Origin of the sequence: Synechococcus sp. BL107 (assembly GCF_000153805.1) — a bacterium.
Taxonomy (GTDB): Bacteria; Cyanobacteriota; Cyanobacteriia; order PCC-6307; family Cyanobiaceae; genus Parasynechococcus.
Window position 1 is genome coordinate 2,043,226 of record NZ_DS022298.1, and the last position, 25,324, is coordinate 2,068,549.

Here is a 25,324-nt window from a genome sequence, read left to right on the forward strand (position 1 = left end):
ACTGCGCGCAGATCAGGTGGTTTGAAAGAAAAAATTCAGGCGTGATTCAGGCGGCGGCCACCGCTTCGATGATGGTGTGATTCATAACCACACGGCCAACAGTGGTGAGGATGTAACGGCTGATCAGCGCTCCCTCCTCATCGAAGCGATCGCGTCGGTAGGTCCACTGTTCAATGCGAGTTCCGTCGCTCAGCGTTTCCGACTTCACTGGTTCCTGCAGTTCATCGTCGTCTTCAACTTCTCCGTTGAAACGAACCCAGACCCAGTCATGAAGACCAACACGGGTGTCGTCGAAGGCATGAATCACATCGTCCAGACCTGCAAACGTTGCCCCGCGATCACCGAATTCAGGTTGCGTTGAACCCGGTTGCAAAGCGGTTAAGTAATAAGAGCCCAACACCATGTCCTGGGATGGAGTGATGATCGGTTCACCCGTCGCTGGAGAAAGGATGTTGTTGCTGGCCAACATCAACATGCGCGCTTCTGTCTGAGCCTCGATCGCGAGCGGTACGTGAACAGCCATCTGGTCTCCGTCAAAGTCGGCGTTGAATGCCGGACAGACCAGGGGGTGAAGTTGGATCGCACGACCATCAACCAACTTCGGTTCGAAGGCCTGAATGCCAAGTCGGTGAAGGGTGGGAGCACGGTTCAACATGATTGGGTGACCATCGATCACCTCTTGGAGAACCTGCATCACTTCATCGTCGGCGCGCTGAATGAGTTTCTTTGCCGCCTTGATGTTGTTCACGATGTTCTGACGAATCAGACGGTGAATCACAAATGGCTGGAATAGCTCAATCGCCATTTCCTTTGGCAATCCACACTGATGCATTTTCAGTTTTGGACCCACCACGATCACAGAGCGGCCTGAATAATCAACACGCTTACCGAGAAGGTTCTGACGGAAACGTCCTTGTTTACCTTCAATGATGTCGCTGAGTGACTTCAATGGCCGGTTGTTAGCACCAACAACCGTGCGCCCACGACGACCGTTATCGATCAGTGCATCGACAGCTTCTTGAAGCATCCGCTTCTCATTGCGGACAATGATCTCGGGGGCCAAGATTTCCTGCAACCGCGCCAACCGGTTGTTCCGATTGATCACGCGGCGGTAGAGATCATTGAGATCAGACGTCGCAAAGCGACCACCGTCCAACTGAACCATCGGACGGAGATCCGGCGGAATCACTGGAATCACGTCAAGCACCATCCAATCGGGACGGGCACCGGTGGCAATGAAGTTATCAATTACGCGAAGACGCTTGATCAACTTGGCGCGTTTCTGCCCCTTACTGCCATTGATGTCTTCCCGCAGCTGCTGACCAACTTCTTCAAGGCTGAGATCCTCAAGAAGTTGCTTGAGGGCTTCGGCACCAATGCCAACAACAGGTTCGTTCTCAATCTCAGATTCTTCTGCATAAATCTCGTCTTCGATTTCCAACCATTCGTCTTCCGTCAGCAGCTGCTTGTACTTCAGATCCTTGTGGTCACCTGGATCAAGAACGACGTAGCAGTTGAAGTAAACAATCTGCTCAACATCACGGAGCGGCATATCCAAAAGGATGGCCACATAGCTCGGAATCCCCTTCAGATACCAAACGTGGGACACCGGAGCGGCGAGCTTGATGAAGCCCATCCGATGACGGCGGACCCTACTTTCCGTGACCTCAACCCCACAACGCTCACAAACAATGCCGCGGTGACGCACACGCTTGTATTTGCCGCAATGGCATTCCCAGTCCTTGGAAGGACCAAAAATCTTCTCGCAAAACAACCCGTCCATCTCGGGTTTCAGGGTTCGGTAGTTGATGGTCTCCGGCTTGGTGACCTCACCGACCACTTGGCCGTTGGGAAGGGTGCGCTGACCCCACTCCATCACCCGCTCAGGGGATGCAAGCGTGATCTTGACGTAATCGAAGTGATTCTCGGTGCGGAGGTTGCTGTTGGTCATTGACGATTAAGGAAGACGATTAAGGAAGAAGGAGCGGGTTGTCGGTTCGTTCGTTGATCCGTCAGTCCTCGTCGTAATCAGCGACCCCGAGGGACTCATAGGTCGGACGACTTGGGGTACTTCGACGCGGGTTCACGTCTTGCATCAGATCGACTTCTTTGCCTTCCTCGGTGTACACCGCGATATCCAAACCAAGGGACTGGAGCTCACGCATGAGCACCTTGAAGGATTCGGGAGTACCGGGGCGAGGAATTGGCTTGCCTTTCACGATGGCGTTCAAGGCCTCGTTACGACCTTGCATGTCGTCGGATTTAACCGTCAGCAATTCCTGAAGGGTGTAGGCAGCGCCATAGGCCTCAAGAGCCCAAACCTCCATCTCACCCAAACGCTGACCACCTTGCTGGGCCTTACCACCCAGAGGTTGCTGGGTAACCAGGGAGTAAGGACCTGTGGAACGGGCGTGAATCTTGTCATCGACAAGGTGCACCAGCTTCAGGAAGTGGGAATAACCCACGGCAACCGGCTGATCAAAGGGAAGACCCGTACGACCATCGCGAAGGACAAGTTTTCCAGGATTATCAGGGTTGTAGACCCAGTCTTTTCCAGACAGTTTTGCCGCCTCGGTGAGGAAGGTCGTCACTGTCTGCTGGGACTTTTCAGCCCCATGCATTTCATCAAAAGGAACGATCTTGACCCGACAATCAAGGTTGGAGGCAGCCCAACCCATCAAGAGTTCGAACACCTGGCCAACGTTCATCCGACTCGGCACACCCAGGGGGTTCAGCACGATGTCGACAGGGGTGCCATCCGGCAGGTATGGCATATCTTCACGGGGAAGAATGCGGCTAATGATGCCCTTATTGCCGTGGCGACCAGCCATTTTGTCGCCGACCTGAATCTTGCGGCGCTGGGCCACATAAACGCGAACCACCATGTTGGCGCCGGGCGGGAGCTCATCCCCTTGTTCGCGGGTATAGATCCGAACATCAACCACCCGACCGCGCTCTGTTCCAGGGACACGCAATGAGTTGTCGCGAACGTCGCGTGCTTTCTCGCCAAAGATGGCCCGGAGGAGTTTTTCCTCTGGTGGTTGATCCGACTCCCCTTTCGGCGTGACCTTACCCACCAAAATGTCGCCACTTTCAACGAAAGCACCAACGCGGATAATTCCCATTTCGTCAAGATTGCCGAGGCTTTCTTCAGCAACGTTGGGAATCTCACGGGTAATTTCCTCTGGGCCCAGCTTGGTCTGGCGAGCTTCAATCTCGTACTTCTCGATGTGAACCGAGGTGTAGAGATCATCGGTAACAAGGCGCTCACTAACGAGTAAGGCATCCTCGTAGTTGTATCCCTCCCAGGGCATGTAGGCGATTAGAACGTTTTGTCCCAATGCAATTTCGCCGCCTTGACAGGCGGAACCATCCGCCAAGACCTGACCAACAATGACCGGATCACCCTGGCGGACGATTGGACGCTGATTTAGGCAAGTGTCCTGGTTGGAACGCTGGTACTTCTGTAAGAAATGCGTGTGCTCCTGACCGTCTTCGTCGAGCACAACAATGGCGTTGGCATCAACGTAAACAACGGTTCCATTCACTCTTGAGATCGGAACCATGCCGGAATCTCGAGCCACTTGGGTCTCGAGGCCAGTCCCCACGAGAGCACGCTCGGGCCTCAGAAGAGGCACAGCCTGACGCTGCATGTTGGACCCCATCAGAGCGCGGTTGGCGTCGTCGTGTTCCAAGAACGGAATCAACGAGGTGGCCACTGAGATCACCTGGACTGGCGATAAGGCGACGTAATCAACCTGTTCTGGGGGGACTTTTTCGAAATCTTGGCGGTAGCGAACGGGAATCAAATCAGCTTTGATTTCACCGTTGTCTTCGGTCGCAACATCGCCAGGAGCAACACGAACTTCATCTTCTCGGTCAGCTGATAAATAGATGGGATCGCCAGATTTGATCACCACACCGTTCTCAACTTTCCAGAACGGGGTTTCGATAAAGCCGTACTCATTGACCCTTGCGTGGGTCGCCAACGAGTTGATCAGGCCTGCGTTCGGGCCCTCTGGGGTTTCAATCGGGCAGAGACGGCCGTAGTGGGAAGGATGGATATCACGGACAGCAAAGCCGGCACGCTCTCGGGTTAGGCCACCTGGACCAAGGGCAGAAATCCGGCGTTTGTGGGTGAGCTCAGCCAATGGATTGGTCTGATCCATGAACTGACTCAGCTGACTGGAGCCAAAGAACTCCTTAATCGCCGCCACGAGGGGCTTTGGATTCACCAGTTGGGCTGGAGTGAGCGAATCGGTTTCACCAACCGTCATTCGCTCTTTGATGATGCGTTCGAGCCGATTTAATCCGACACGAACTTGGTTCTGCAGCAATTCACCGACGGAACGGACGCGGCGGTTACCGAGGTGGTCAATGTCATCAAGGCTTGCACCACCAACATCCAATTCCAGATTGATGAGGTAATCCAGCGTGGACAACACATCCTCATGGGTGAGGGTGCGGACCGTGTCTGGGATAGTGAGACGAAGCTTTTTATTGATCTTGTAACGACCAACCCGACCAAGGTCGTAGCGCTTGGCGTCAAAGAAGCGCGTTTGCAGAAGCTGCTGACCGCCGCTCACAGATGGTGGTTCGCCGGGACGAAGCTTCTTGTAGAGCTCAAGCAGAGCCTGATCTTCAGAGCTAATACCTTCATCATTAGCGGCATCAATCGACTTTTTGTAAAACTCCGGATGACGGAGTTTGTCCAACACATCGTTGTCGGAAAGACCCATGGCACGCATGAGTACATGCGCATTGATCTTGCGCGTTTTATCAACACGAACGTGCAGAAGATCATTTTTATCTGTCTCAAACTTCAGCCATGCCCCACGATTGGGAATCACACTGGCGTTGTAAGTACGACGTCCATTCTTATCCATTTCATCTTTGAAATAGACACCTGGACTGCGCACGATCTGGTTCACGATCACGCGTTCAGCACCATTAATGATGAACGTTCCACGCTCAGTCATTAGGGGCAATTCACCTATAAATACTTCCTGTTCCTTAATTTCGCCTGTTTCCTTATTAACCAATCGGCAGGTGACATACATCTGAGAGGCGAATGTCGCATCCCGGCGTTTGGCCTCTTCCACATCGTGGCGAGGACGCTTAAGTCGATATTCACTTCCGATGAAGTGCAGCTCAAGCTTGCCGGTGTAGTCGGTAATCGGAGAGAAGCTTTCTAGCTCCTCAATCAAACCCTTATCTAAGAACCACTTAAAACTGGCCCGCTGAACCTCTACCAAGTCTGGAAGGAAGGTGGCGGTCTTGGCGACCTGAATCGCGCTGCTGCTCATGCGGGGACCGGCAGGGAGGACGAAGGAACAAAAGGACTGGACTGAATCACCGCGCAAATCTGACTAGCGAGTTACGAGAACGACAGCGATGCATTGAGCCTTCCAAGGAAAGGCCAACAAACCAACTGCTGAGCTCAGCAATCGCGGGTCAGATCAGCTAACGAGACAAGTTCACCGGAAGGGAATGGACGCTTCAGGCACCACAGACACGGTGAACCGGTCTATGGCCAGGCCAATACGACATCTTACATAACGTGACGCCCTCCCATTCGACAGGTTAGGGATTCAAGGCAGTTTGAACAAACGGCGTGCATTGGACGTCGTCACAGCGGCGACCCGATCCACGTCGACACCGCGCAAATCAGCAACACGAGAGGCCACTGAGGCCACAAAAGCCGGTTCGTTCCTCTTGCCACGTCTTGGCACTGGAGCCAGGAAAGGACAATCGGTTTCAACCAAAAAACGGTCTTCAGGAACCTGTTCGGCACAGGCATGGGTCGCGAGGGCCTTTGGAAATGTGACCGTGCCGCTGAAACTGATGTAGAAGCCAAGGTCGAGAAAGGCGTGCATTTCCTCCGGAGTCCCTCCCCAGCAATGCATTACACCAGCGGGGCAGCAGCCTTCCGATCGTCGCGTGCGGAGCTCATCCAGCATCGGCTCCGCAGCATCCCGGCAATGAACAATCACAGGAAGATTCAACTCAACAGCCAGATCAAGCTGGGGCCGAAGCACGGCGAGTTGCTCCTCCAGATTTTTGTCGCGGAATAAATCGAGGCCAAGCTCACCGATTGCAACAACCCGTGGGTCATCGAGAGCCGCCTGACGCAGCACATCAACCGTGTCTGGACACCAGTGCTCCGTATCGAGAGGATGGACCCCCACGGAGTAACGCATCTCTGGGAACCGATCAGCCAAAGAACGGATCGCAGGAATCTCCGCTGGCTCGACGCATGCATGCAGTAGAGCCTTGACGCCAGCCTCTCTCCAGCGTGTAGCAACGTCCTCGAGGTCATCCTCGAAGTTTCGAAAAACGATGTGACAGTGACTGTCGATCAGCGTCGAGGTGGGCGACACAGGTGGGCCGAAACGCGCTTTCGACCCATTCTGCCCGTTGACGACCCTTAGCTGGTTGGTTCGAGAACCTTGCGCACAGCGGAGCTCAACCTGGATTTCTGATTGGCGCCGTTGTTGCGGTGAAGAACGCCCACTTTCACAGCTTTATCGATCTTGCTGAACGCTTCGCGCAATGAGGCCTGTACGGAGGCCTTGGCCTCTTCCCCAGGGGTTGAGCCATAGGCGTCGCAAGCACTGAAGCAGCGCTTCATCAAGGTGCGCATGGACGATTTGTAGGTGCGGTTGCGCAAACGATTGCGCTCTGCAATCTCTATACGCTTCTTCGCTGAATTGTTATTGGCCACTGACGCGGGGACGTTGCGAACAATCCGTCACCATACTCCCTTGAGGCCTTTGTTCAATCGGGCCACGTCGTTGCAGCACCTCACCAGCCCGGGTCTTAATTTGAGGGGAGTGAAGCCAAATAGTTTCTTGCCTGAGAAGAATCCGGCGGGTTTTTCACTCCGCATCGTGCGAGATCCGGAGCAGGCCAAAGGAGAACTCCAGCGCCTCGTCCAACGCACGGCTCACGCCCAACAGCAAGACGCACAGGCAAGGGTCGACACGATTTTGTCCGATGTCCGGACCCGGGGGGATACCGCCGTTGTCGAATACACCGAGCGATTTGACGGCTTCCGTCCCGAACCGGCCGCTGTTCCCCAAGTGCAGCTCGAGCATGCATGGCAAAACCTTCCGGTCAATCTCCAAGACGCCCTGGAGCTCGCGCATCGGCGCATCACCGACTTTCATCAACGTCAGCGGCCAATCGACATCGCCAGCGAGGGGCCCTATGGAGAACGGCTTGGACGCCGCTGGAGACCGGTTGATCGGGCTGGGTTGTACGTGCCGGGAGGTCGAGCGTCTTATCCCAGCACAGTCCTGATGAATGCCGTGCCAGCGAAAGTTGCTGGAGTCAAGGAGGTGGTGATCTGTTCTCCGGCGGGTCGCGACGGAACAGTCAATCCAGTCGTTCTTGCGGCCTCTTATCTCGCTGGCGTTCGAACCGTCTTTCGCCTTGGCGGTGCCCAAGCGATCGCTGCAATGGCCTACGGCACAGAAAGCGTTCCCAAGGTGGACGTGATCAGCGGGCCAGGAAATCTCTACGTCACCCTGGCCAAACAAGCTGTGTATGGCCAAGTCGGCATCGACTCCCTGGCGGGCCCTAGTGAAGTTTTAGTGATCGCTGATCAAAGCGCCAAGCCGGATCAAGTTGCCGCAGACCTCTTAGCCCAAGCCGAGCATGACCCCCTCGCGGCTGCGGTTCTGATCACCACCAATCCAGCCTTGGCGGATCAGATTGTCCATGAAATCGAGCAACAACTCGAGGGACACCCACGTCGTGAAATCTGCGAGGCCTCCATCAATGACTGGGGATTGGTCGTGGTCTGCGACGACCTCGAAAGCTGCGCCGAGTTGAGCGACAGCTTTGCTCCAGAGCATTTGGAGCTGTTGGTGGAACGTCCACAGGCGTTGGCTGAACGGATCCAACATGCCGGTGCCATTTTTCTAGGCCCTTGGTCACCGGAGGCGGTTGGTGATTATTTGGCAGGTCCGAATCACACCCTGCCGACCTGTGGCGCAGCTCGGTTTAGTGGCGCCCTCAGCGTTGAGACATTCATGCGACACACCTCGTTGATCGGCTTTAACCGTGCGGCCCTTGAGGCCACTGGATCAGCCGTTCAAGAACTGGCGAAGAGCGAAGGGCTGCATAGCCATGCCGAATCCGTAAGGCGTCGGCTCAGCTAGGGCGTCGATCAAGGCTGCGAACGCCAGCAACACCATCGGAGATTTCACCCACCAACACCTCATCGGTCAGGTTCACAAATAAACCGTTTTCCAAAACGCCTGGAATGTTGTTAATCGACTTCTCTAAGGAGGCTGGATCGTCGATTCCACCGTTGAGCTTCACATCGAGCACAAGATTGCCCTGATCGGTCACCACTGGGCCAGCCTTTCGCTGGGCCATGCGCAGTTCAGCGCTACCTCCCATGGATGCCAGGGTCTTTTGGACTTGGCGCCAAGCCCCAGGCAGCACCTCCACTGGCAACAAGAAATCCAAGTTGAGACGGTCGACCAGTTTCGTGGAATCCACCACCACCACAAATCGATCAGCCATGGCTGCAACCAGTTTTTCCTGAACGTGGCATGCTCCGCCACCTTTGATGAGCTGAAAACTGGGATCCACCTCATCGGCACCATCGATGGCCAGATCGATCCGATCAACCGCGTTGAGACTCAACAGAGGGATGTTCAACTCAGCGGCCAAAACCTCCCCTTGAAATGAGGTCGTCACACCGACAATATTTTTTAATTCCCCAGAAGCGAGCTTGGCTCCAAGAGCGCGAATCATGAGTGCGGCAGTGGATCCGGAACCAAGCCCAAGAACCATGCCGTTTTTAATTTGCTCAACCGCGGCATCTGCAACCGCTTGCTTCATTTGGGTTTGAAGATCCGCCATCGTTTCGCCAACGTTGGGCGAGACGGTAGCAAGGGTTTCAGCCCAAACCTGGCAAGGGGGCCGGTTTAACAGACAGGGTGAGCTCACGGCCGTTGCGCAACACCGTTAATGGCAAGGGCTCGGACAGCCGAGCAGCATCCACAACCTCAAGCAAAGCCTGAGGATCTGCCACAGGCTTTTCATCCACCTCAATCACCAGGTCACCACGACGCAACCCAGCGTCTTCGGCAGGACCCTGAGGCAAAACGCTTTGCACCAGAGCTCCAGTGCGCTCTGGAAGTTGCACCAATGCATTGGGGTCTTTGTTGTGGTCCCGGGCAATCCGCGGCGTCAAACCAACCAACTGCAAGCCGATATAGGGGTGCACAACTTCACCCTGTTCCTGCAGCTGATCCGCAACGCGTCTCGCCAAATTGATCGGGATAGCAAACCCCAGACCCGCTCCTGGACCAGAACGCACAAGGGTATTGATCCCGATCACTTCTCCTTCTCCGTTGACCAGAGGACCGCCGGAATTCCCTGGGTTGATCGCCGCATCGGTCTGGATCAGATCAAGGCGTTTGTCCGAAAAACCAAGACTGTTGATATTGCGGTGAAGACTGCTGACGATGCCGAGGGTGACGGTGCGTTCCAAGCCAAAGGGCGTGCCGAGTGCGATCGCCCAATCGCCCACTTCCATCACTTCTGAATCACCTAAAGGCGCTTTCGGAGGCAAGTTCCGCCCCTCCAGCTGAACCAAAGCGATGTCGGTGACGGGGTCAAATCCCACGACCCGTCCATCGAGCTGCTCACCATCAGCAACGGTGACACTGACCGATTCCACACGATCGACAACGTGGGCATTGGTGAGAACCAATCCCTTGGAATCAATCACAACACCAGATCCTTGCCCCCGCTCTCGCTCGGGTCCCAACTGGGGATCCCCCAACAAATCACGCAAGAGCGGATCGATCAACGTGGGATCAAAGGCTTGCCGCTCCACAGTGCGTTCGGTGTCGATCCGAACCACAGCTGGAGCGACACGACGCACCGATTTCGCCACAAAGCTGTGTTCAACAGCTTGAACCGGGGACGCCGACATCAAGACGATGTCCAGCACCATCACAAGTGCCAGAGCCGAGCGGAGAACGATCTTGAACAATGCTCATGAGCAGTCCCTTCACTTCTATATGAATCCGCGGGGGGATGGGGATGGTCCAAATCGAGCAAAGTTGCTTTACGCATCTCAAAAGAGCATCTTTTGCCCGAATCGGAGGGGTAGAACGAGAACAAAGCGCTTTACGAATGCGAGCACTTCTTGCTTCAACCTTGGGTGTGATTGCTCTGGGAGCCCCCTTCATCACCATCGTTGATGCTGCCGCCGGACCTTTTGCAAAAAGGACGTCGCTGAAGGCTGTGATTTTTGAAGACGTGAAGCCGCTCTATCAAAAGTCGGGCGATACCTACGAAGGTTTTGGCGTCGATATGTTGAACCTGATCAAAGATCAGGCCGGACGACGCACCCTCAAATTCATTCCTACGACGTCCGCAGAGGATGGAATGAAAGCCATCACATCCGGCAAAGCCGACATCGCCTGCGGTGTGGCTTTTGATTGGGGTCGGGCCGAAAAAGTGAGTTACACCATTCCATTTGCAATTGGTGGAACCCGCTTACTGACCAAAACAACCATCAACGGCATGCCTTCATCGCTTCGCGGCAGAACGGTGGGCGTCGTGAAAGATTCCTCATCGGCCAAGATTTTGGAAGCCGTGGTTCCAGGAGTTTCACTTCAGGCCTACGCAACCCCTGCTGAGGCATTCGCTGCCTACGACAGTGGCAAAATCTCCACCCTCGCCGGCGGCACACTTTGGCTTGCTGCAAACAGCGATGCCAAGAACAGCGACCTTGTTCCCATTCGCCCTTACGGCCGGACAGGAATCGGATGCATCGTGAAGCAAAACAATGGCAAATTGCTAGCCGCAGCCAACAACGCCATCGGTCAAACGATGCAGGAATACGTCAACGGCAACGCCGCAACACGCGTAATGGTGAACCGCTGGATTGGTCCCGGTAGCAACGTGATGCTTCCTGAACCGGTGATTAGCGCTCTGTACTCCCTATTACTCAGCACAACCTCGGAAATGTCCGTATCACCCAATTGATCTTTAGTCCGCTATTTCTCTGAAAAAACGTCAACCAAACCAATGAAACGTTCCCTCATTGCCTTCCAGGCCTTACTCGCTTCAAGTGCTGTGCTGTGCCAGAGCGCTGAAGCCACGTCGATCTTTAATGCTCCAGACCAAACCAACAACACCGTTGAGTCCCGCATTGAAGCGGCTCGCAATGGCAACTGGGAAAGTCTCCTTAAAAATGCAGAACAGGATGGAGCTCTGGTTGCCAAAGGGAAGTGGAAAAACGGCAACGGCAACAAGTGGAGCAATGGTGGCAAGAGCAGCGGGAAGTGGGGTAACGGCAAGGGCGGCGGCAAGTTCGGCAACAGCCGCAACAGCTGGGGCAATGGTGGTTATCGGGTTGGCTGGCGCAACGGCGGTGGAGGCTGGCGCAACGGCGGCGGTGGGTTCGCGAATTGGTAATCGCAGCGGCAAACGTTCGGCCCGACTTCAGTCAGTTCGGGCCCATTGGGCTGGTGGTCATCCAATCGACATCGTTATGCAATCTTGACTGCTCATATTGTTATCTTCCAGATCGACAAAAAAAGCGGGTTTTTGATCTCGATTTGATCCCACTTTTAGTTGAAAGGATTTTAGAAAGCCCTTACGCAGGACCAGAATTCTCCCTTGTTTGGCATGCCGGTGAACCTCTCACCTTGCCAACCAGTTGGTACGACAAGGCGACAACACTGATCAACCAATCTCTTGAACGGTTGGGTGCTCAAGATCTAGATATTGATCAACATGTTCAAACCAATGCAACATTGATCAATGACGATTGGTGTGATTGCTTTAGGCGCAATCGAATTGTAGTTGGCATCAGTGTTGACGGACCTGAAGACATTCACGATGCCCATCGACGGTTCCGTAATGGACGTGGGTCCCATGCCCTCGCGATGCGAGGGATTGAAGCCTTACAACGCAATCGGGTGCCGTTTCACTGCATCTCTGTAATCACTGCAGATGCCATGGAACAACCAGAACGAATGTATCGGTTTTTTAGAGACCACGGCATCAACGATGTGGGCTTCAATGTTGAAGAGAAGGAAGGAATCAATACATCGTCTTCAATGGCAGGCTCAAACATGGAGGCGAAATATAAAGACTTTCTCCGCACGTTTTGGCGTCTCAGCGAGCAAGACGGTTATCCCGTTGTCTTGCGCGAATTTGAGCAGGTGATCAGCCTTATTCAAGATGATCAGCGCATGACGCAGAACGAATTGAACCGCCCTTTTTCAATTTTAAGCGTTGATGCCCAAGGTGATTTCTCCACGTTTGATCCTGAACTTCTTTCCGTAGCCAGCGATCGCTACGGCACTTTCAACCTTGGCAATCTCAAAACGCACAGCCTCGAAGAATCAACGCGGACGGATTCATTTCAGCGCCTGCTTCAAGACATGACCCAGGGAGTGGAAACGTGCCAGAAGGGCTGCGAACACTTTGGGTTGTGCGGAGGTGGGAATGGAAGCAACAAGTTCTGGGAGCACGGCACCCTGGCCTCCAGTGAAACCAACGCCTGCCGCTTTGGCACCAAAATCCCCGTGGAAGTCCTGCTCGAGCGTTTCGAAGAAGGTCCACCCTTGGAGGTGAACCGAACAACCATTGCGCCCCTGAGTTCGTAATATTTGATCACTTGATTTGTGAAATTTGATCGCGTCCAGCACCGCCCCTACTAGCCAGCGTTGTGAGCAGTGCGGGGTTCAAATTGAATCCAACATTGGGACATCGGACAAAGTTATCTTCAGCAATGGTCCGAACGGAACAAGAAGCAAACTTTGGAGCCGCGTCTGCCAATTCCACAAAACAGCTGAGCAACGATCGAAGTGCATCAATCAAGACGTCGAGCTGCGCGGTCCAGAACAGAAAGGCGATGCCTTTCCAGACGCACCGAGCATTGATGTCAATGCACCCAACTCCTGACACGTTGCAGGCTGTCATCTAGATTCAATTGGTGTCCGACGGGCATCTCCTACGGGAGATCGGTCACAACTGAAAATGCACGTCGGGCATGGCCTGATATCAGTTCTTTTGCCCCATCCTCTTCTGCCAGAACTTGAGCAGCTCACCCAACGGGTTGCAGGTCTTCAAGGCTTCGAGCTGTGTGGGATTCAATTGCTCACGCATTTGAACCCCATCACTCTGCAAGTTCAGATCCGACACACCAACGGGTCCGACGTCAACCTTGATGATTGCGCTGGATTTAGTGGTGTTCTCGGCGAAGCATTAGAGGAATCCCAGCAACTGATCGAGGCTTATGTCCTCGAAATCAGCAGCCCAGGGATTGGCGAGCAACTGAGTTGTGATCGCGATTTCCAGACTTTCCGCGGTTTTCCTGTGGATGTCACCCATCGTGATCAGGGGAACGTAGAGCATCACTTGGAAGGTCTTCTGCACGAACGCAATACGGATTCACTGCAGATCAACATCCGTGGGCGGATCAAAAGCATCCCTCGCGACCAAGTGATCGAGGTACGCCTCACCACCCCTGGCCAATAATCGAGCGAATCGCTCACTCTTTTTTTTACCCCCAGCCCGATGGCTCTCGTCCTGCTTCCAGGTCTCACCAATCTGATCGATGACATCAGTGAGGAGAAAAAACTCGCTCCGCAAGTTGTTGAAGCAGCTCTACGGGAAGCCCTGCTGAAGGGATATGAGCGATACCGGCGCACTCTCTATATAGGCATTAGCGAAGACCCTTTTGATGAGGATTACTTCAGCAATTTTGATGTTGGCCTTGATCTCGAAGAGGAGGGATATCGAGTTCTTGCCAGCAAAATCATTGTTGACGAAGTTGAAAGTGAGGATCATCAAATTGCCCTCGCAGAGGTGATGCAAGTGGCCGAAGACGCCCAAGCTGGCGACACGGTTGTGCTTGATGTCACGCCAGAGAAAGAAGATTTCGGCCGCATGGCTGCGGCCACGACAAAACAGGTCTTGGCCCAAAAGCTGCGTGATCAGCAGCGCCGGATGATTCAAGAGGAGTTCGCCGACCTGGAGGATCCCGTCCTCACAGCCCGGGTGATCCGGTTCGAACGTCAGTCGATCATCATGGCGGTGAGTTCTGGCCTGGGAAGGCCCGAAGTGGAGGCGGAACTTCCACGTCGCGACCAACTTCCCAACGACAACTATCGCGCCAACGCCACCTTCAAGGTGTTTTTGAAAGAGGTGAGCGAAGTGCCTCGACGCGGGCCTCAACTGTTCGTGAGCCGCTCAAATGCTGGTCTCGTTGTTTATCTGTTCGAAAACGAAGTTCCAGAGATTCAAGAAGGTTCCGTCCGCATCGTGGCCGTTGCCCGTGAAGCGAACCCACCATCACGTTCCGTTGGCCCTCGCACCAAAGTCGCCGTCGACAGCATTGAGCGAGAAGTCGACCCTGTTGGCGCCTGCATTGGTGCTCGCGGTTCCAGAATCCAACAGGTGGTGAATGAGCTCCGCGGCGAAAAAATTGATGTGATTCGCTGGTCACAAGATCCAGGCCAATACATCGCTAACTCCTTGAGTCCTGCCCGGGTCGAAATGGTGCGGCTCGTCGATCCCGCCGGACAACATGCCCACGTTTTAGTGCCACCCGATCAACTCAGCCTGGCCATTGGCCGCGAGGGTCAAAACGTGCGTCTAGCCGCTCGACTAACCGGTTGGAAAATTGACATCAAGAATTCAACGGAATACGACCAGGCCGCAGAAGATGCAGTTGTTGCCGAACTGATTTCTCAACGGGAAGAGGAGGAAGCGCTTCAGCAAGAAGCGGAGGAGCGCCTTGCGGTGGAGCAAGCAGCCAGGGCAGAAGAAGATGCACGCCTTCGGGAGCTTTATCCCCTGCCAGAAGACGATGAGGATTATGTCGATGAGGCGGAACTCTCAGACGAACCCTCTGCAACATTTGTCGAGGAAGATGCCGTCGAAGCCGTCGTTGAAGAGGTAGAGGGTGAGGAAGCTGCCTCTGAGGAGACAGGCGAGGCCAGCACTGATGCTGATGCTGATGCTGAAGTCAATCTGAGCGAGGACGCCCGGTGAGCGCTAAGCCCATCCTCCGTCGTTGCGTGGCATGCCGCCAGCTCCTGGATCGTCGCCACCTTTGGCGGGTGATCCGTGACCATAAGGATGGAGTCCTTCTGGACTTAGGGATGGGCCGCTCGGCCTATCTCTGTCCAAAGGAAGAGTGCCTTGAGGAGGCTCGGCGCCGTAAACGCCTGCAAAAAGCTCTGCGATGTCAGGTGCCGGATGCAGTCCTTACAACGCTGAATGAGCGGCTCAGTGCAAGCACTGGTGTATCCGCTGAGGCAAACTAAACATTGTCCTCACTTCGCGTGAGGGCACCGCGGCACACCATGCCCGGCTCGATCGGAGACCCCAACTGAATGACCAGCAGCGGCAAAGTCAGAATTTACGAGTTGTCCAAGGACCTCGGCCTTGAGAACAAGGACGTGTTGGATGCTGCTGTGAAGCTTTCAATCGCAGCCAAAAGCCACAGCAGCTCGATCAGTGACTCCGAAGCCGGAAAGATCCGCAGCCTGCTTGGGAAGGGTTCATCCCCCAGTCAAGCCACCGCTCCCGTAGCCAAACCTGCACCGGGCAAGTCGATCCTGTCGGTCAAAAAGGGCCCTGCTTCGCCAGGCGTAACGGCTGCGGTTGCTGCCGCGAAACCGCAAGCCCCGGCACAACCGACTGCCAACAAACCCGTTCCCTCTGCGGTGAAGGCTGTGGCCCCACCAGCTCGGCCTGCTCCTGCAGGAAACTCGACGGCTGGATCCACACCGAAGAAACCTGTAGCAGCGCCAGCGCGCCCAACGGGGACGACGGCAACCGCTACACCTCGGCCGGCTGCTGCCGCTGCGCCAAGTCGCCCTGCCCCCTCAAAGCCGCCGGGAGCCCCCAGGCCACAGGTGGTAGGTAAATCGTCAGCGCCAGAACTCGTCAGCAAACCAACTCCGGCAACGAAGCCCGCAGGGGCCGCGAAGCCGGCCATCGTTTCGAAACCAATCACGGCAGCAAAACCTGCGGTGGTTGCGAAACCGGCAGCAGCGAAACCGTCGATCGTGAAGCCCACGGCGCCAACCCCACGGCCCAGTAGTCCTGCTGCTGCACCAAGCGCTCCCTCCGCATCAACACCCCGCCCCGCACCATCCCGCCCAACCCCGCGTCCCGCGGCGGCACCAAGTCGACCAGGTGCGCCCCAGGGCCAGAAACCGCAAATCGTCTCCCGTGCAGGCGCTCCGCCACGCCCTGGGACACCACCACGCGTCGGCGCACCGACCAAAACCAGTACCCCCGCACGCCCGACGCCACGACCCGAACTCGTCGGCAAACCCGTTCCTCGCCGTACGGGCGGTGTGGGAGCCCCCCAACGTCCTGGAACAGGAGTGCCCCAACGTCAAGGGGGACCTGCACGTCCAGGAGCACCCACACGAACCGGAAAACCCGGCGCACCCACGCGAACTGGTGGAAACACCCTCGAGTTGGTTGGCAAACCAATCCGACGTGATGGCTCCTCAGGCAGTGGCCGTCCGGGAGCACCAACGCGACCCGGCGCCCCCACAAGGCCCGGTATGCCCGGTGGCATGCGGAAGCCAGTGGCACCCGGCGAGCTCATGCAGCTCCAAAAGCCCATTAGTCGTCCGGCAGCCCCAGCACCCCGGCGTCCCGACGCCCCGAATCGGCCCGCGGAAGCCGGAACCGCCACACCTCCCGTTGCACGGCCCACAGCGCCCTCAGCGCCTCGACGTCCAGGTTTCCGTCCCGGTGGTCCGGGAGGGCAAAGGCGTCCAGGACGCCCCGATTGGGACGACAGCGCCAAGCTCGAGGCACTGCGCAGCCGCTCGCCCCAAAAACAACGCCAAAAAGTCCACATCATTGGCGAGAACGACGACGCTCTCGCCGCACAAACCGGCGGTTTTGCCGGTGAACAGCAGGCCATGGTGCTGTCGGCCAGCCTGGCGCGCCCAGCCAAACCGAAAGCTCAACAACGAACAGCGCCCAAACCTGTGGCCGCGGTTCGCAAACGCCGCAAGGAAACAGCCCGCCAACGGCAACGTCGTCGCGCCATGGAACTGCGGGCAGCCCGCGAGGCCAAGCAGGTACGCCCCGAGATGATCGTGGTACCGGAGGACAACCTCACGGTGCAGGAACTCGCAGACATGCTCAGCGTCGAGAGTTCAGAAATCATCAAATCCCTGTTTTTCAAGGGGGTCATCGCCACGGTGACGCAAACCCTGGATATGCCCACCATCGAAGCGGTGGCCAAGGAATTTGATGTTCCTGTCCTTCAGGACGATGTGGAAGAGGCGGCGAAGAAGACCGTCGAAATGATCGAAGAGGCGGATCTCAAACATCTGATTCGTCGTCCTCCCGTGGTCACCGTCATGGGCCACGTCGACCATGGCAAGACGAGCCTTCTCGATGCAATCCGACAGGCTCGCGTTGCCGCTGGTGAAGCGGGTGGAATCACCCAGCACATCGGTGCATACCAGGTTGAAATCCAACACAAGGACGAAGCAAGGAAGCTCACCTTCCTCGACACCCCAGGCCACGCGGCGTTCACCGCGATGCGGGCGAGGGGAACGAAAGTCACCGACGTTGCTGTCTTGGTCGTCGCCGCCGACGACGGTGTACGCCCTCAAACGCTCGAGGCCATCAGTCACGCCCGGGCAGCAGAAGTGCCGATCGTCGTTGCAATCAACAAGATCGACAAAGAAGGGGCCTCTGCAGACCGGGTGAAGCAAGAGCTGTCTGAGCAAAATCTCCTCGCCGAAGAATGGGGTGGAGATGTGGTGATGGTGCCTGTTAGCGCCATCAAGGGCGAAAACATCGACAAGCTTCTCGAGATGCTTCTCCTGGTGACTGAGGTGGAAGACCTTCAGGCCAATCCAGATCGCCTCGCCCGCGGAACGGTGATCGAAGCGCACCTCGACAAGGCAAAAGGCCCCGTGGCCACTCTGCTGATTCAGAACGGCACCCTCAAAACGGGAGACGTCCTCGCCGCAGGGCCGGTGTTGGGCAAAGTTCGCGCCATGGTGGATGACAATCGTCAGCGCCTTAAAGAGGCTGGCCCGTCGTTTGCGGTGGAAGCCCTCGGGTTCAGCGAGGTGCCCACAGCCGGTGATGAGTTCGAGGTTTACCCCGACGAAAAAGCAGCTCGGGCTGTGGTCGGTGACCGCGCCTCCGATGCCCGCGCGACACGCCTCGCGCAACAAATGGCTTCCCGTCGGGTCTCGCTCACGGCCATGTCCGGTCAGGCCAATGAGGGCGAGCTCAAAGAGCTCAACCTCATTCTTAAAGCTGATGTTCAGGGTTCCGTTGAAGCCATCCTCGGTTCGCTGGAGCAGCTGCCCAAGGATGAAGTGCAGGTGCGGGTCTTGCTATCGGCTCCAGGTGAAGTCACCGAAACGGATGTCGACTTAGCGGCCGCCTCTGGTGCCGTGATCATCGGTTTCAACACCTCCATGGCCTCCGGTGCCAAAAAAGCTGCCGATGCCACCGGTGTTGATGTGCGTGATTACGACGTGATTTACAAGCTGCTGGAAGACATCCAGTTGGCGATGGAAGGTCTGCTCGAGCCAGAACTCGTCGAAGAAGCGCTTGGGGAAGCCGAGGTGCGTGCCGTGTTCACCATTGGCAAGAGTGCCGTTGCGGGTTGCTACGTCAACACCGGGAAACTGCACCGCAACTGCAGAGTCCGGGTTCACAGGGGCAAGCAGGTGGTGTACACCGGCGATTTGGATTCTCTGCGTCGCAACAAAGACGACGTCAAAGAAGTGGCCACCGGCTTCGAATGTGGTGTGGGCACAGACCGTTTCGCCAACTGGGAAGAAGGTGATCGCATCGAAGCCTTCAAGATGGTTACCCAACGCCGCAAACTCACCACCTGACCTCCACTTCTGTCGTGAAGTCCCGCCTCGAGCCTGTTCTCTGGCTCCAATGTCTAGCCCTTGGAGCGATTCCATTGGAGCTACTGCTGATTCGGTTGGTTCTGGCGGGTGCCGATCCAGGACCGGTCCCTCCAGTGGAGCGTCTACTCGTCTGGGCTATCGGGGTTCTAGCCCCTGCGGCTGCGTTATGGAAACGACCGGCTGATTGGGGATCACTGCTGCTCGTACGCGTGCCACTCAAGGAGCGTGATCAAGAGCAACAAGCTCTCAGTGCAAAGCAGGGTGGCCTCATCAGCCGCACCAGTGTTGCTCTAGCAGCGCTCGGATCTCTGCCTTTGCTGTGGTGGCTCGATGATTCCGCTGTTCTAGCCAGTGAGTTTTCACCTGTTCTCGGACAATCACGACTCGTCACTTTGTTGATCAGCATCCCAGTGCTGGCTTTGATGGTGTGGCAAGTCCAACAACTCAGCCAAGCCTTGGGATGGCTCCTACCGGTTCGGAGTCAACTCGATCAGGCGGCGTCGGCAGAGAACACGGTCGAGCACAACTTGATTGCAGCGGATCAACAGCACACGAGTTTTGGGCTGCAAATTCTTCGGCTCAGTCGGTTGGCTTGGCCTGAACCTGCGGCGAAACCAACCCAAGAACCACCCCAAAAACCAACCCCACAGCCTCCGTCGGCATCAGAAGCTGTTTCAGCAGAGCCTGTTCCAGAAGAACCTGTTCCAACAGAGAACGAACCATTAGTCGCCAATGCGGCAGATCAAGGCCAAACGAACCCAACAGACAGCTCCAACGATCCTGAGGAGTACAGCCAACCGAGCATCGACGAGAGCAAAAGCCTGGAAGACGAGGGAGGTGAAGACGAGGGAGGTGAAGACGAGGGAGGTGACAACAAAGGCCTTGAAGAGAACGACACCGAAACAAACGGCGTCGACATCGCTATCGACACGGCCGAGGAAGACACCAGCGAGGTCAACATCAATGAAGCCAACTTCGAACAGCTCAAGGACGAACAGGCTGTCAACGATGAAGCTGGTAGCGATGACCCCATCATCATCGAAGAGAAGTCCACGGCACGCGCTCGCGTGATCACCATGGACAACACATCAGTGGCCGACTCATCAATCCTCGAAACGGATCCTCCAGTAGATGCCCAACAGGACGAAGATTCAGTCGGCGTTTCGAGTGCGATCGAAGTAGAGGAGAACGGAGAAGAGTGTGAGAGCACCAGCTTGGATCCCGAAGTCACTGAGCTCAACAGCGTTACCGGCAGAAGCGCGGAAGAGCATGGTGAAGAGACCCAGTCCAGCGGAGGCGAACAAGGCGCCCCAGACGAGTCGCCGAAGGCCACGCCAGGGGGTGAGTGACTCCTTCAGCAGTCGCTCTCTCATGGCGGGGTCAAGACCAGACTTTCGGCCCTGCTGATCAGACAAGTGAGCAAGAAAAAGTACAACTGGAATGATAAATTAATTTCGTTGCCGATGTAGCTCAGCTGGTAGAGCAACGCTTTCGTAAAGCGTGGGTCGCCTGTTCAAGTCAGGTCATCGGCTTTCGACGAAAACCCAGTCGTAGCCTGGATTCAAGTCTTATTTGGAATTTATCGACTGACTATCACCACTCCAACCATGAATAGAATTCCAAGTCTCATGATATTCGTAATCAGATGATGGAGTCTCTTCAATGAGTTCCAACTCCAAGCCATTCTCAGCAATAACCATTGCAAGTCGTTTTTTAGTCCTATCCCATTTGTCTGAATGGTTCCAATCATGAACCTGTTGCTTTAAATAATTCAATGCTTCTTGATGAGTAGAGAATGAATCCAGCTCATTCGCATCATCCCCATCGTCCATTACAACAGTAAAGATACTAGTCATAAGAGTTCAAGTTTTACTCTTCCAGAAGAATGCAACGTAAGCAATAAATGCAACGATCAAGAAGGGGATAAGCTGATTGGACAAGGATTTAGAAGACTTGACAAGCCATCCCTCTATCATACACACCTAAAAATATATACAACCCGCCAATGGGTGACGTAGCGAGAAGCAATAACGTCGATGGCGTGCCAAGAAATAAATGACCTCCAGAACAAACACCAAAATCATGATTAATACTGCATTAATCTTCTCTTTGATTTTTACTTTCTATTCAATGGAGGACCAGAAGCCATTTGAAATCTCAATGAACCAATCACAAAACTACGACCAAGAGAATAAATAAAATCGGGAAGCCTGACGCCCTATCACTCGGAACTGAGAGCAAAACAAAACTCACAAGGGTAAAGCAAGGGGAATTGATGTTCTCTATCTATCTTCCGAGAAACCTCACACACTTCACCCCGTCGCAAGGCGGTTTTTTTATTAGCTGATCACGCCCCAACATGTATCCGGCTGAACTCCTCCAACACCGCAAGGAACTCTGACTCCTCTGGCGGCTCATCAAAACGGGTGGCGCATTGCACGCAGAACTGGATCCAGGTCGTGGATTGAACGTCCCCTGCAGCGATCACCAACGAATAGGCGTTTTCAAACGCAGCACCGGTCAACAAAATCTCCCCGATGGCGCCATAGAGACGCTCCATCCCATCAAGCTGGGGGTCAACAAAGACAGCGCGGATCTCTTCTCGCGTTGCCATCGCTGCTAATCAAAGCCCTTTCTTTGCCCTAGCGCTGATCGGTCTTCAGCGGGCACTGGATCTAAATCCTGAAGCATTCCCAGATCAATACGAACTGCAGGGTTGAGCTTTTGAACCATCCACAAGAGCATTGCTGAGCAAGCTCTGTTATCAGCCCCATAGTCGTATTGCCAGTCTTTAACCATGCCGACAAGCTCCTGCTGGGCATTGGCGATGAACTCATCAGTCCATTCGTGCATAACAAAGCTGCGGATTGGAGTTACTCCATTTTCTATGACCCCATTGGGGCTGCCCTAGTAGGTCTAAACCACTCCATTAGTGGATTCTGATTCCTGAGATGGTGCGTTGAGCAGGGCGAGACCCTCACACATCGCTTCGCAACGGAATGAAAGACAAGACACGGACCTTATCCTTACTGTAATTTTGTTGGTCGGCTGTTCCTGCAGGAGAGGCTCTTCCGACGATCCAAGCGCTGCTAGCTGCTAGCTGCTAGACACCTTCTCTAAAACAAAGCGAACACCTTGACATTTGCGCAGACAACATCGCCGCGAAAGCAGGAAATCATCGACTTCATTGATAACTTTGATTGCGTAACGCCTCGAACAAGTCGTTTATTACGTGAATATCATGAACCTAAGTAAACAACCAGGGCAATCTCCTTGCAATTGTAATTCAGCGAAACGTTGGAGCTACTGATTCCCTTTAGATTCTTTGGAGAGTTACTCGTGGGCTCAGCCCTGCTTCCAATGGCTAAAACGCGTAAAGAGTTGGCTTTGCTTGGTAGCACTTTCCTGATAGGCCTGGGGGCGTTGGAAGCTTGTTTGCGGTTCGGAGGCTATTAAATAAATAGCCTCCGAACCATTTGCCATCAATAAAGGCATTAAGCCTGCCTAGCTACAAGATCAACAAAATACAAACTTAGTGAACACTAATAAGAAGTTGCCATAGCTGGCCCCAAACCAGGCAAAAATCTAAAGTCAAAGCTCACGCGTGTCGAATCCGTAGTGTTAATCATTGATCCATGACCAAGATTGACTCCATCAAATATCAAAGCCTGTCCTAACTTTAAAACTATAGGCTTATAGTTCTTAGCGCCAATATCACTTTCAAGCCAAAGACTATTCTCTCCCCAAACGCTTGTCAGTGGGACCCAGACATTTATCCTCCCATCTTCGACTCCGAAATCTCTATCTCGATGAAATACACTGCTGCTTCTACCGCAGTAATGAAAGCGAAAAGAAGGTGGGCTTTGGTAGGAAGAAATTCCGGAAACCATATCTCCCAACAACTCTAAAACAAAAGAGCGGTAAGAGTCTTCTATCTCTGGAAAATACTGAGACAGTTGATTAGTCGTCGGACTTCTATTAAGGGTCTTAATTCTCTCAATTTCATGTATACGCTCTAAACAGGTCACACCTAGAGCTTCGCAAGCCCACTCCCTAAATTTATATTTTTTAGGATTAAAATTAAGAATTGTTGGCTCCATTGCAAGACATTATTCGCAAAGCACTATCCGAAACGGAAAGCATCTGATACCTTAAAAAATGTTTTTTAGATATTTCTTTTATACATAAAACATTGATCTGAATTGCCAACGTGAGTGATTGTGCATTAGCGCAACAGCAGTCATTGCATGCACGAGCAAGGCAGACACTTGGATATAAAGCATCGCAAGATTTGTTTAATTAACGACCCAGAGAGATTTTTTACTTACGTTTTTCATTCATCATGCAATAGGAGGTGCTATCACTTAGAGCAATAGGCGTTTGCACCGTTGTTCCAGCCATCAGTTGGTGGCTAAACAGTACCTATGGCCAAAACCGGAATTACTCCAGAAGATCAGCTCCGTGTAGAGCAGACGTTGGTGAAACCTGATGCTGCGGCGTGGGGGGTGAAACTTTTGAAGCTGCTCAAGCTTGAAAAGTTATTGAAGCTCGGCGACAAGGAAAGCTGACGATGGATCCCCTACTGACTTCTGACGACTTGAAGAGCTTGATCGAGACCGCTCAAAAGCTGATCGACACTTGGGATGAAGACCCTGACAACTACTCAAAGCTGGAGCAACATCTCAAAGAGCTAAAAGCTGAAATAGAGAAGTTCAAAAACTGAAGCGATCACTCATCCAACCTGGGGAGCAAACCCACCTGCAATGACACCCGACCAAAAGACGACGCTTGCCCTATGCAAGAACAGCTTTTGGCGCGACAAGCAAATAATTCTGAGGGATAGAGAAACAGGTTTGTGGGATGGCTTTCGAGTTCTTGAGTTGCTTCAGAATTTTCTGGCGTACGGCGGATTCCCTGCCAATTCAAGGTTGATCTCCTTGCAGATATTCATCCAGGCTCCCAGCCCAAAATTCACGCCGTTGGGACCATCGATGAACTCTTGAAATTCCTCTGCTGTGATGCCCTCGCGCACTTCCCAGATACAAAAGGCAGGACCTTCTGGCCCAATAGGGCAAAAGGAGTGGTTGTAGAAACCCGCTTGTAGATTTTTGGCGACTGCTTCATCCCAGCCACCACCAGGTGCCATAGCTGTTTGGGCTGTCTCCCACCACTGCTGCGCTCTACCAGCGCGGAACTCGTGATGAACGTGGAAGAACTTAGATGCCATGGAGCAGTCGCCTTTCACGCATTTTGAGTTAAGTGCTCAACCTTCATTGTTGTGTGCAGGACCCCACACCAAAAAAAGGGGGATCTGGCCTGGCGAAAAGCCGATTGCCCCTGGGACTTCAGAAGAGGCAAGAGAGGCTGAGTTGGCTATGCAGGACAGGAATAGATGCCAAGTACTTTCCCTTCATTCGTTCTGTCCTCACCTACTTGGCTACAGCCAGCCTCTACAGGTGGTGTCCGTGCGCCGATATGAATTGTGTAATTGTCCTTCGTGCCAGTCACTAAAACAAAAGAGAGTGCAGCGAGGGAAAGCAGAACGGCAATGACTACTCTCATTTCTCTGTTTGTAATTTCATCATTCTGGCGCTTTGCAGTGAACTTTCAGCTGTCGCGACTAAGACTTGTTAGCCCCTGCTTAAAACAGTGTCCCAAGAGGAGATGGCGGCCCTGCAACAGGGTGAGAGCAAAAAGTGAGCTGACAGCAGATGAATATCTCAACCATTACAAAGAAGTGATGTTATTTATAACAACAGCTGTAAGCCACTAACCAAATACACATCAAAATGAAAGATTTTGGAATCTTCGAAATAGAAAGACTATGGCCAAAGAAAGTGAGTAGTACAATCAACACCGCTTCTCTCTTAAAACCGTAAATCCATTTACATAACTAACTTAGAGCACCAACAAGATCGTATATGTAACATTTTTAATGGCTCGTGACGGAAGGAGCTGAAGTCTTCCTAAATATCGCAGCAAGAAGCACAAGAATGCTCTACAAACAAAGAATGCCACATCGTATCTCGTGACCACAAAGCAAGAAGCTCATTCCATTATCAAGGACTGCCTCGAAGGCAACAAGTCATGGGTCGACACGTTTAATGAGCTCGGCTGCATCCTGGCGTTCGACCTCGATCCAATGCTTGAAGGATCTGTCACAGTCGACTTTATTATTGATGACCTTTGGAAAAAAGGCATCCGAGCCACCCAAGATGAAGTTGTGAAAAGTATTTGCAGCTACGCGATTGAGAACAATTACGTGTGGTCTGTCGAGACAATTTTTGACAACTTTGATTACACTGCAAAAACCCTTGAAAACCTTGGCGAAGACAGCAAAGAACTACTTCGGGATATGGCGGACGATACGGAACGCGATGAATTCAAACAAATGGTGACCGCCCTCTAAG

At 53.9% G+C, this 25,324-nt stretch carries 23 protein-coding genes, 1 tRNA gene and 1 pseudogene; 13 read left to right on the forward strand and 12 right to left on the reverse strand.

All coding sequences use genetic code 11. The features are described 5' to 3' along the window. Positions 1–46: 46 nt before the first annotated feature. The 4 genes from BL107_RS10685 to rpsT form a co-directional block, all read right to left on the reverse strand. Complete coding sequence (locus tag BL107_RS10685) at positions 47–1,951, reverse strand: DNA-directed RNA polymerase subunit gamma (RefSeq protein WP_009790366.1); 1,905 nt, start codon at positions 1,949–1,951, stop codon at positions 47–49. A gap of 61 nt (positions 1,952–2,012) precedes the next feature. Continuing rightward, positions 2,013–5,306: a DNA-directed RNA polymerase subunit beta gene (rpoB, locus tag BL107_RS10690; RefSeq protein ID WP_009790367.1), complete on the reverse strand. Its 3,294-nt coding sequence runs from the start codon at positions 5,304–5,306 to the stop codon at positions 2,013–2,015. A 285-nt stretch (positions 5,307–5,591) separates the two neighbouring features. After that, a complete protein-coding gene (locus tag BL107_RS10695) occupies positions 5,592–6,380 on the reverse strand; it encodes a TatD family hydrolase (RefSeq protein ID WP_009790368.1) in 789 nt (262 codons plus the stop codon). 47 nt (positions 6,381–6,427) lie between these two features. Continuing rightward, positions 6,428–6,724: a 30S ribosomal protein S20 gene (gene rpsT / locus BL107_RS10700; protein WP_009790369.1), complete on the reverse strand. Its 297-nt coding sequence runs from the start codon at positions 6,722–6,724 to the stop codon at positions 6,428–6,430. A gap of 127 nt (positions 6,725–6,851) precedes the next feature. Here rpsT and hisD point away from each other — a divergent pair, with 127 nt between their 5' ends. Continuing rightward, positions 6,852–8,165, forward strand: a complete 1,314-nt coding sequence (gene hisD / locus BL107_RS10705; RefSeq protein ID WP_009790370.1) for a histidinol dehydrogenase — start codon at positions 6,852–6,854, stop codon at positions 8,163–8,165. Here the strand turns inward: hisD and rpiA are convergent. After that, a complete protein-coding gene (gene rpiA, locus BL107_RS10710) occupies positions 8,158–8,877 on the reverse strand; it encodes a ribose-5-phosphate isomerase RpiA (RefSeq protein WP_009790371.1) in 720 nt (239 codons plus the stop codon). The two genes, hisD and rpiA, sit on opposite strands and share 8 nt — an antisense overlap. A gap of 37 nt (positions 8,878–8,914) precedes the next feature. Further along, on the reverse strand, positions 8,915–9,979 hold the full coding sequence (locus tag BL107_RS10715) for a trypsin-like peptidase domain-containing protein (protein ID WP_050749880.1): 1,065 nt from the start codon (positions 9,977–9,979) through the stop codon (positions 8,915–8,917). Positions 9,980–10,161: 182 nt separating this feature from the next. On the opposite strand from BL107_RS10715, the gene grrP reads away from it, so the two are divergent. The 8 genes and pseudogenes from grrP to BL107_RS13170 form a co-directional block, all read left to right on the forward strand. Further along, entirely contained in the window at positions 10,162–11,019 is an 858-nt protein-coding gene (grrP, locus tag BL107_RS10720) for an extracellular substrate binding-like orphan protein GrrP (protein ID WP_009790373.1), read from the forward strand. Positions 11,020–11,061: 42 nt separating this feature from the next. Next, positions 11,062–11,451 (forward strand): GrrA/OscA1 family cyclophane-containing rSAM-modified RiPP, encoded by a 390-nt coding sequence (gene grrA / locus BL107_RS10725; RefSeq protein ID WP_009790374.1) that lies wholly within the window; start codon positions 11,062–11,064, stop codon positions 11,449–11,451. Continuing rightward, the gene (grrM, locus tag BL107_RS10730; RefSeq protein WP_009790375.1) at positions 11,445–12,650 is read left to right on the forward strand and encodes a cyclophane-forming radical SAM/SPASM peptide maturase GrrM/OscB; all 1,206 of its coding nucleotides are present in this window, start codon (positions 11,445–11,447) and stop codon (positions 12,648–12,650) included. The genes grrA and grrM overlap by 7 nt, the downstream gene beginning before the upstream one ends. Before the next feature lie 406 nt (positions 12,651–13,056). Further along, positions 13,057–13,524 carry a ribosome maturation factor RimP gene (rimP, locus tag BL107_RS10740; RefSeq protein WP_198002344.1) on the forward strand — a complete coding sequence of 156 codons (468 nt, stop codon included), beginning with the start codon at positions 13,057–13,059 and terminating at the stop codon, positions 13,522–13,524. Positions 13,525–13,563: 39 nt separating this feature from the next. Further along, positions 13,564–15,042, forward strand: coding sequence for a transcription termination factor NusA (gene nusA / locus BL107_RS10745; RefSeq protein WP_009790378.1), 1,479 nt, complete (start codon positions 13,564–13,566; stop codon positions 15,040–15,042). Further along, positions 15,039–15,317, forward strand: a complete 279-nt coding sequence (locus BL107_RS10750; protein ID WP_037988505.1) for a YlxR family protein — start codon at positions 15,039–15,041, stop codon at positions 15,315–15,317. The genes nusA and BL107_RS10750 overlap by 4 nt, the downstream gene beginning before the upstream one ends. 69 nt (positions 15,318–15,386) lie before the next feature. Beyond that, positions 15,387–18,893, forward strand: coding sequence for a translation initiation factor IF-2 (gene infB, locus BL107_RS10755; protein ID WP_037988507.1), 3,507 nt, complete (start codon positions 15,387–15,389; stop codon positions 18,891–18,893). 14 nt (positions 18,894–18,907) lie between these two features. Next, positions 18,908–19,483 (forward strand): annotated as a pseudogene (locus BL107_RS13170) (low-complexity tail membrane protein); the annotation flags it as partial. 582 nt (positions 19,484–20,065) lie between these two features. Here BL107_RS13170 and BL107_RS12390 read toward each other — a convergent pair. Then, the gene (locus tag BL107_RS12390; protein WP_369791582.1) at positions 20,066–20,287 is read right to left on the reverse strand and encodes a DUF3493 domain-containing protein; all 222 of its coding nucleotides are present in this window, start codon (positions 20,285–20,287) and stop codon (positions 20,066–20,068) included. Positions 20,288–20,373: 86 nt separating this feature from the next. On the opposite strand from BL107_RS12390, the gene BL107_RS10765 reads away from it, so the two are divergent. Continuing rightward, a tRNA-Thr gene (locus BL107_RS10765) sits at positions 20,374–20,446 on the forward strand. Positions 20,447–20,482: 36 nt separating this feature from the next. Here BL107_RS10765 and BL107_RS10770 read toward each other — a convergent pair. From BL107_RS10770 to BL107_RS12395, 4 genes are all read right to left on the reverse strand, one after another. Continuing rightward, the gene (locus BL107_RS10770; protein WP_009790383.1) at positions 20,483–20,770 is read right to left on the reverse strand and encodes a hypothetical protein; all 288 of its coding nucleotides are present in this window, start codon (positions 20,768–20,770) and stop codon (positions 20,483–20,485) included. Positions 20,771–21,261: 491 nt separating this feature from the next. After that, the gene (locus tag BL107_RS10775) at positions 21,262–21,528 is read right to left on the reverse strand and encodes a hypothetical protein (protein WP_009790384.1); all 267 of its coding nucleotides are present in this window, start codon (positions 21,526–21,528) and stop codon (positions 21,262–21,264) included. Between the two features lie 5 nt (positions 21,529–21,533). Continuing rightward, a complete protein-coding gene (locus BL107_RS10780; protein WP_009790385.1) occupies positions 21,534–21,767 on the reverse strand; it encodes a hypothetical protein in 234 nt (77 codons plus the stop codon). Positions 21,768–22,456: 689 nt separating this feature from the next. Then, positions 22,457–23,014: a hypothetical protein gene (locus tag BL107_RS12395; protein WP_009790386.1), complete on the reverse strand. Its 558-nt coding sequence runs from the start codon at positions 23,012–23,014 to the stop codon at positions 22,457–22,459. A gap of 324 nt (positions 23,015–23,338) precedes the next feature. Between BL107_RS12395 and BL107_RS12745 the strand changes: the two genes are divergently transcribed. Further along, entirely contained in the window at positions 23,339–23,482 is a 144-nt protein-coding gene (locus tag BL107_RS12745; protein ID WP_009790387.1) for a hypothetical protein, read from the forward strand. Between the two features lie 2 nt (positions 23,483–23,484). Then, positions 23,485–23,637, forward strand: coding sequence for a hypothetical protein (locus BL107_RS12750; protein ID WP_009790388.1), 153 nt, complete (start codon positions 23,485–23,487; stop codon positions 23,635–23,637). 162 nt (positions 23,638–23,799) lie between these two features. On the opposite strand, the gene BL107_RS10785 is transcribed toward BL107_RS12750, so the two are convergent. Next, positions 23,800–24,141, reverse strand: coding sequence for a hypothetical protein (locus BL107_RS10785; protein ID WP_037988512.1), 342 nt, complete (start codon positions 24,139–24,141; stop codon positions 23,800–23,802). 801 nt (positions 24,142–24,942) lie between these two features. Between BL107_RS10785 and BL107_RS10790 the strand changes: the two genes are divergently transcribed. After that, complete coding sequence (locus tag BL107_RS10790) at positions 24,943–25,323, forward strand: hypothetical protein (RefSeq protein ID WP_009790390.1); 381 nt, start codon at positions 24,943–24,945, stop codon at positions 25,321–25,323. Position 25,324: the final 1 nt, after the last annotated feature.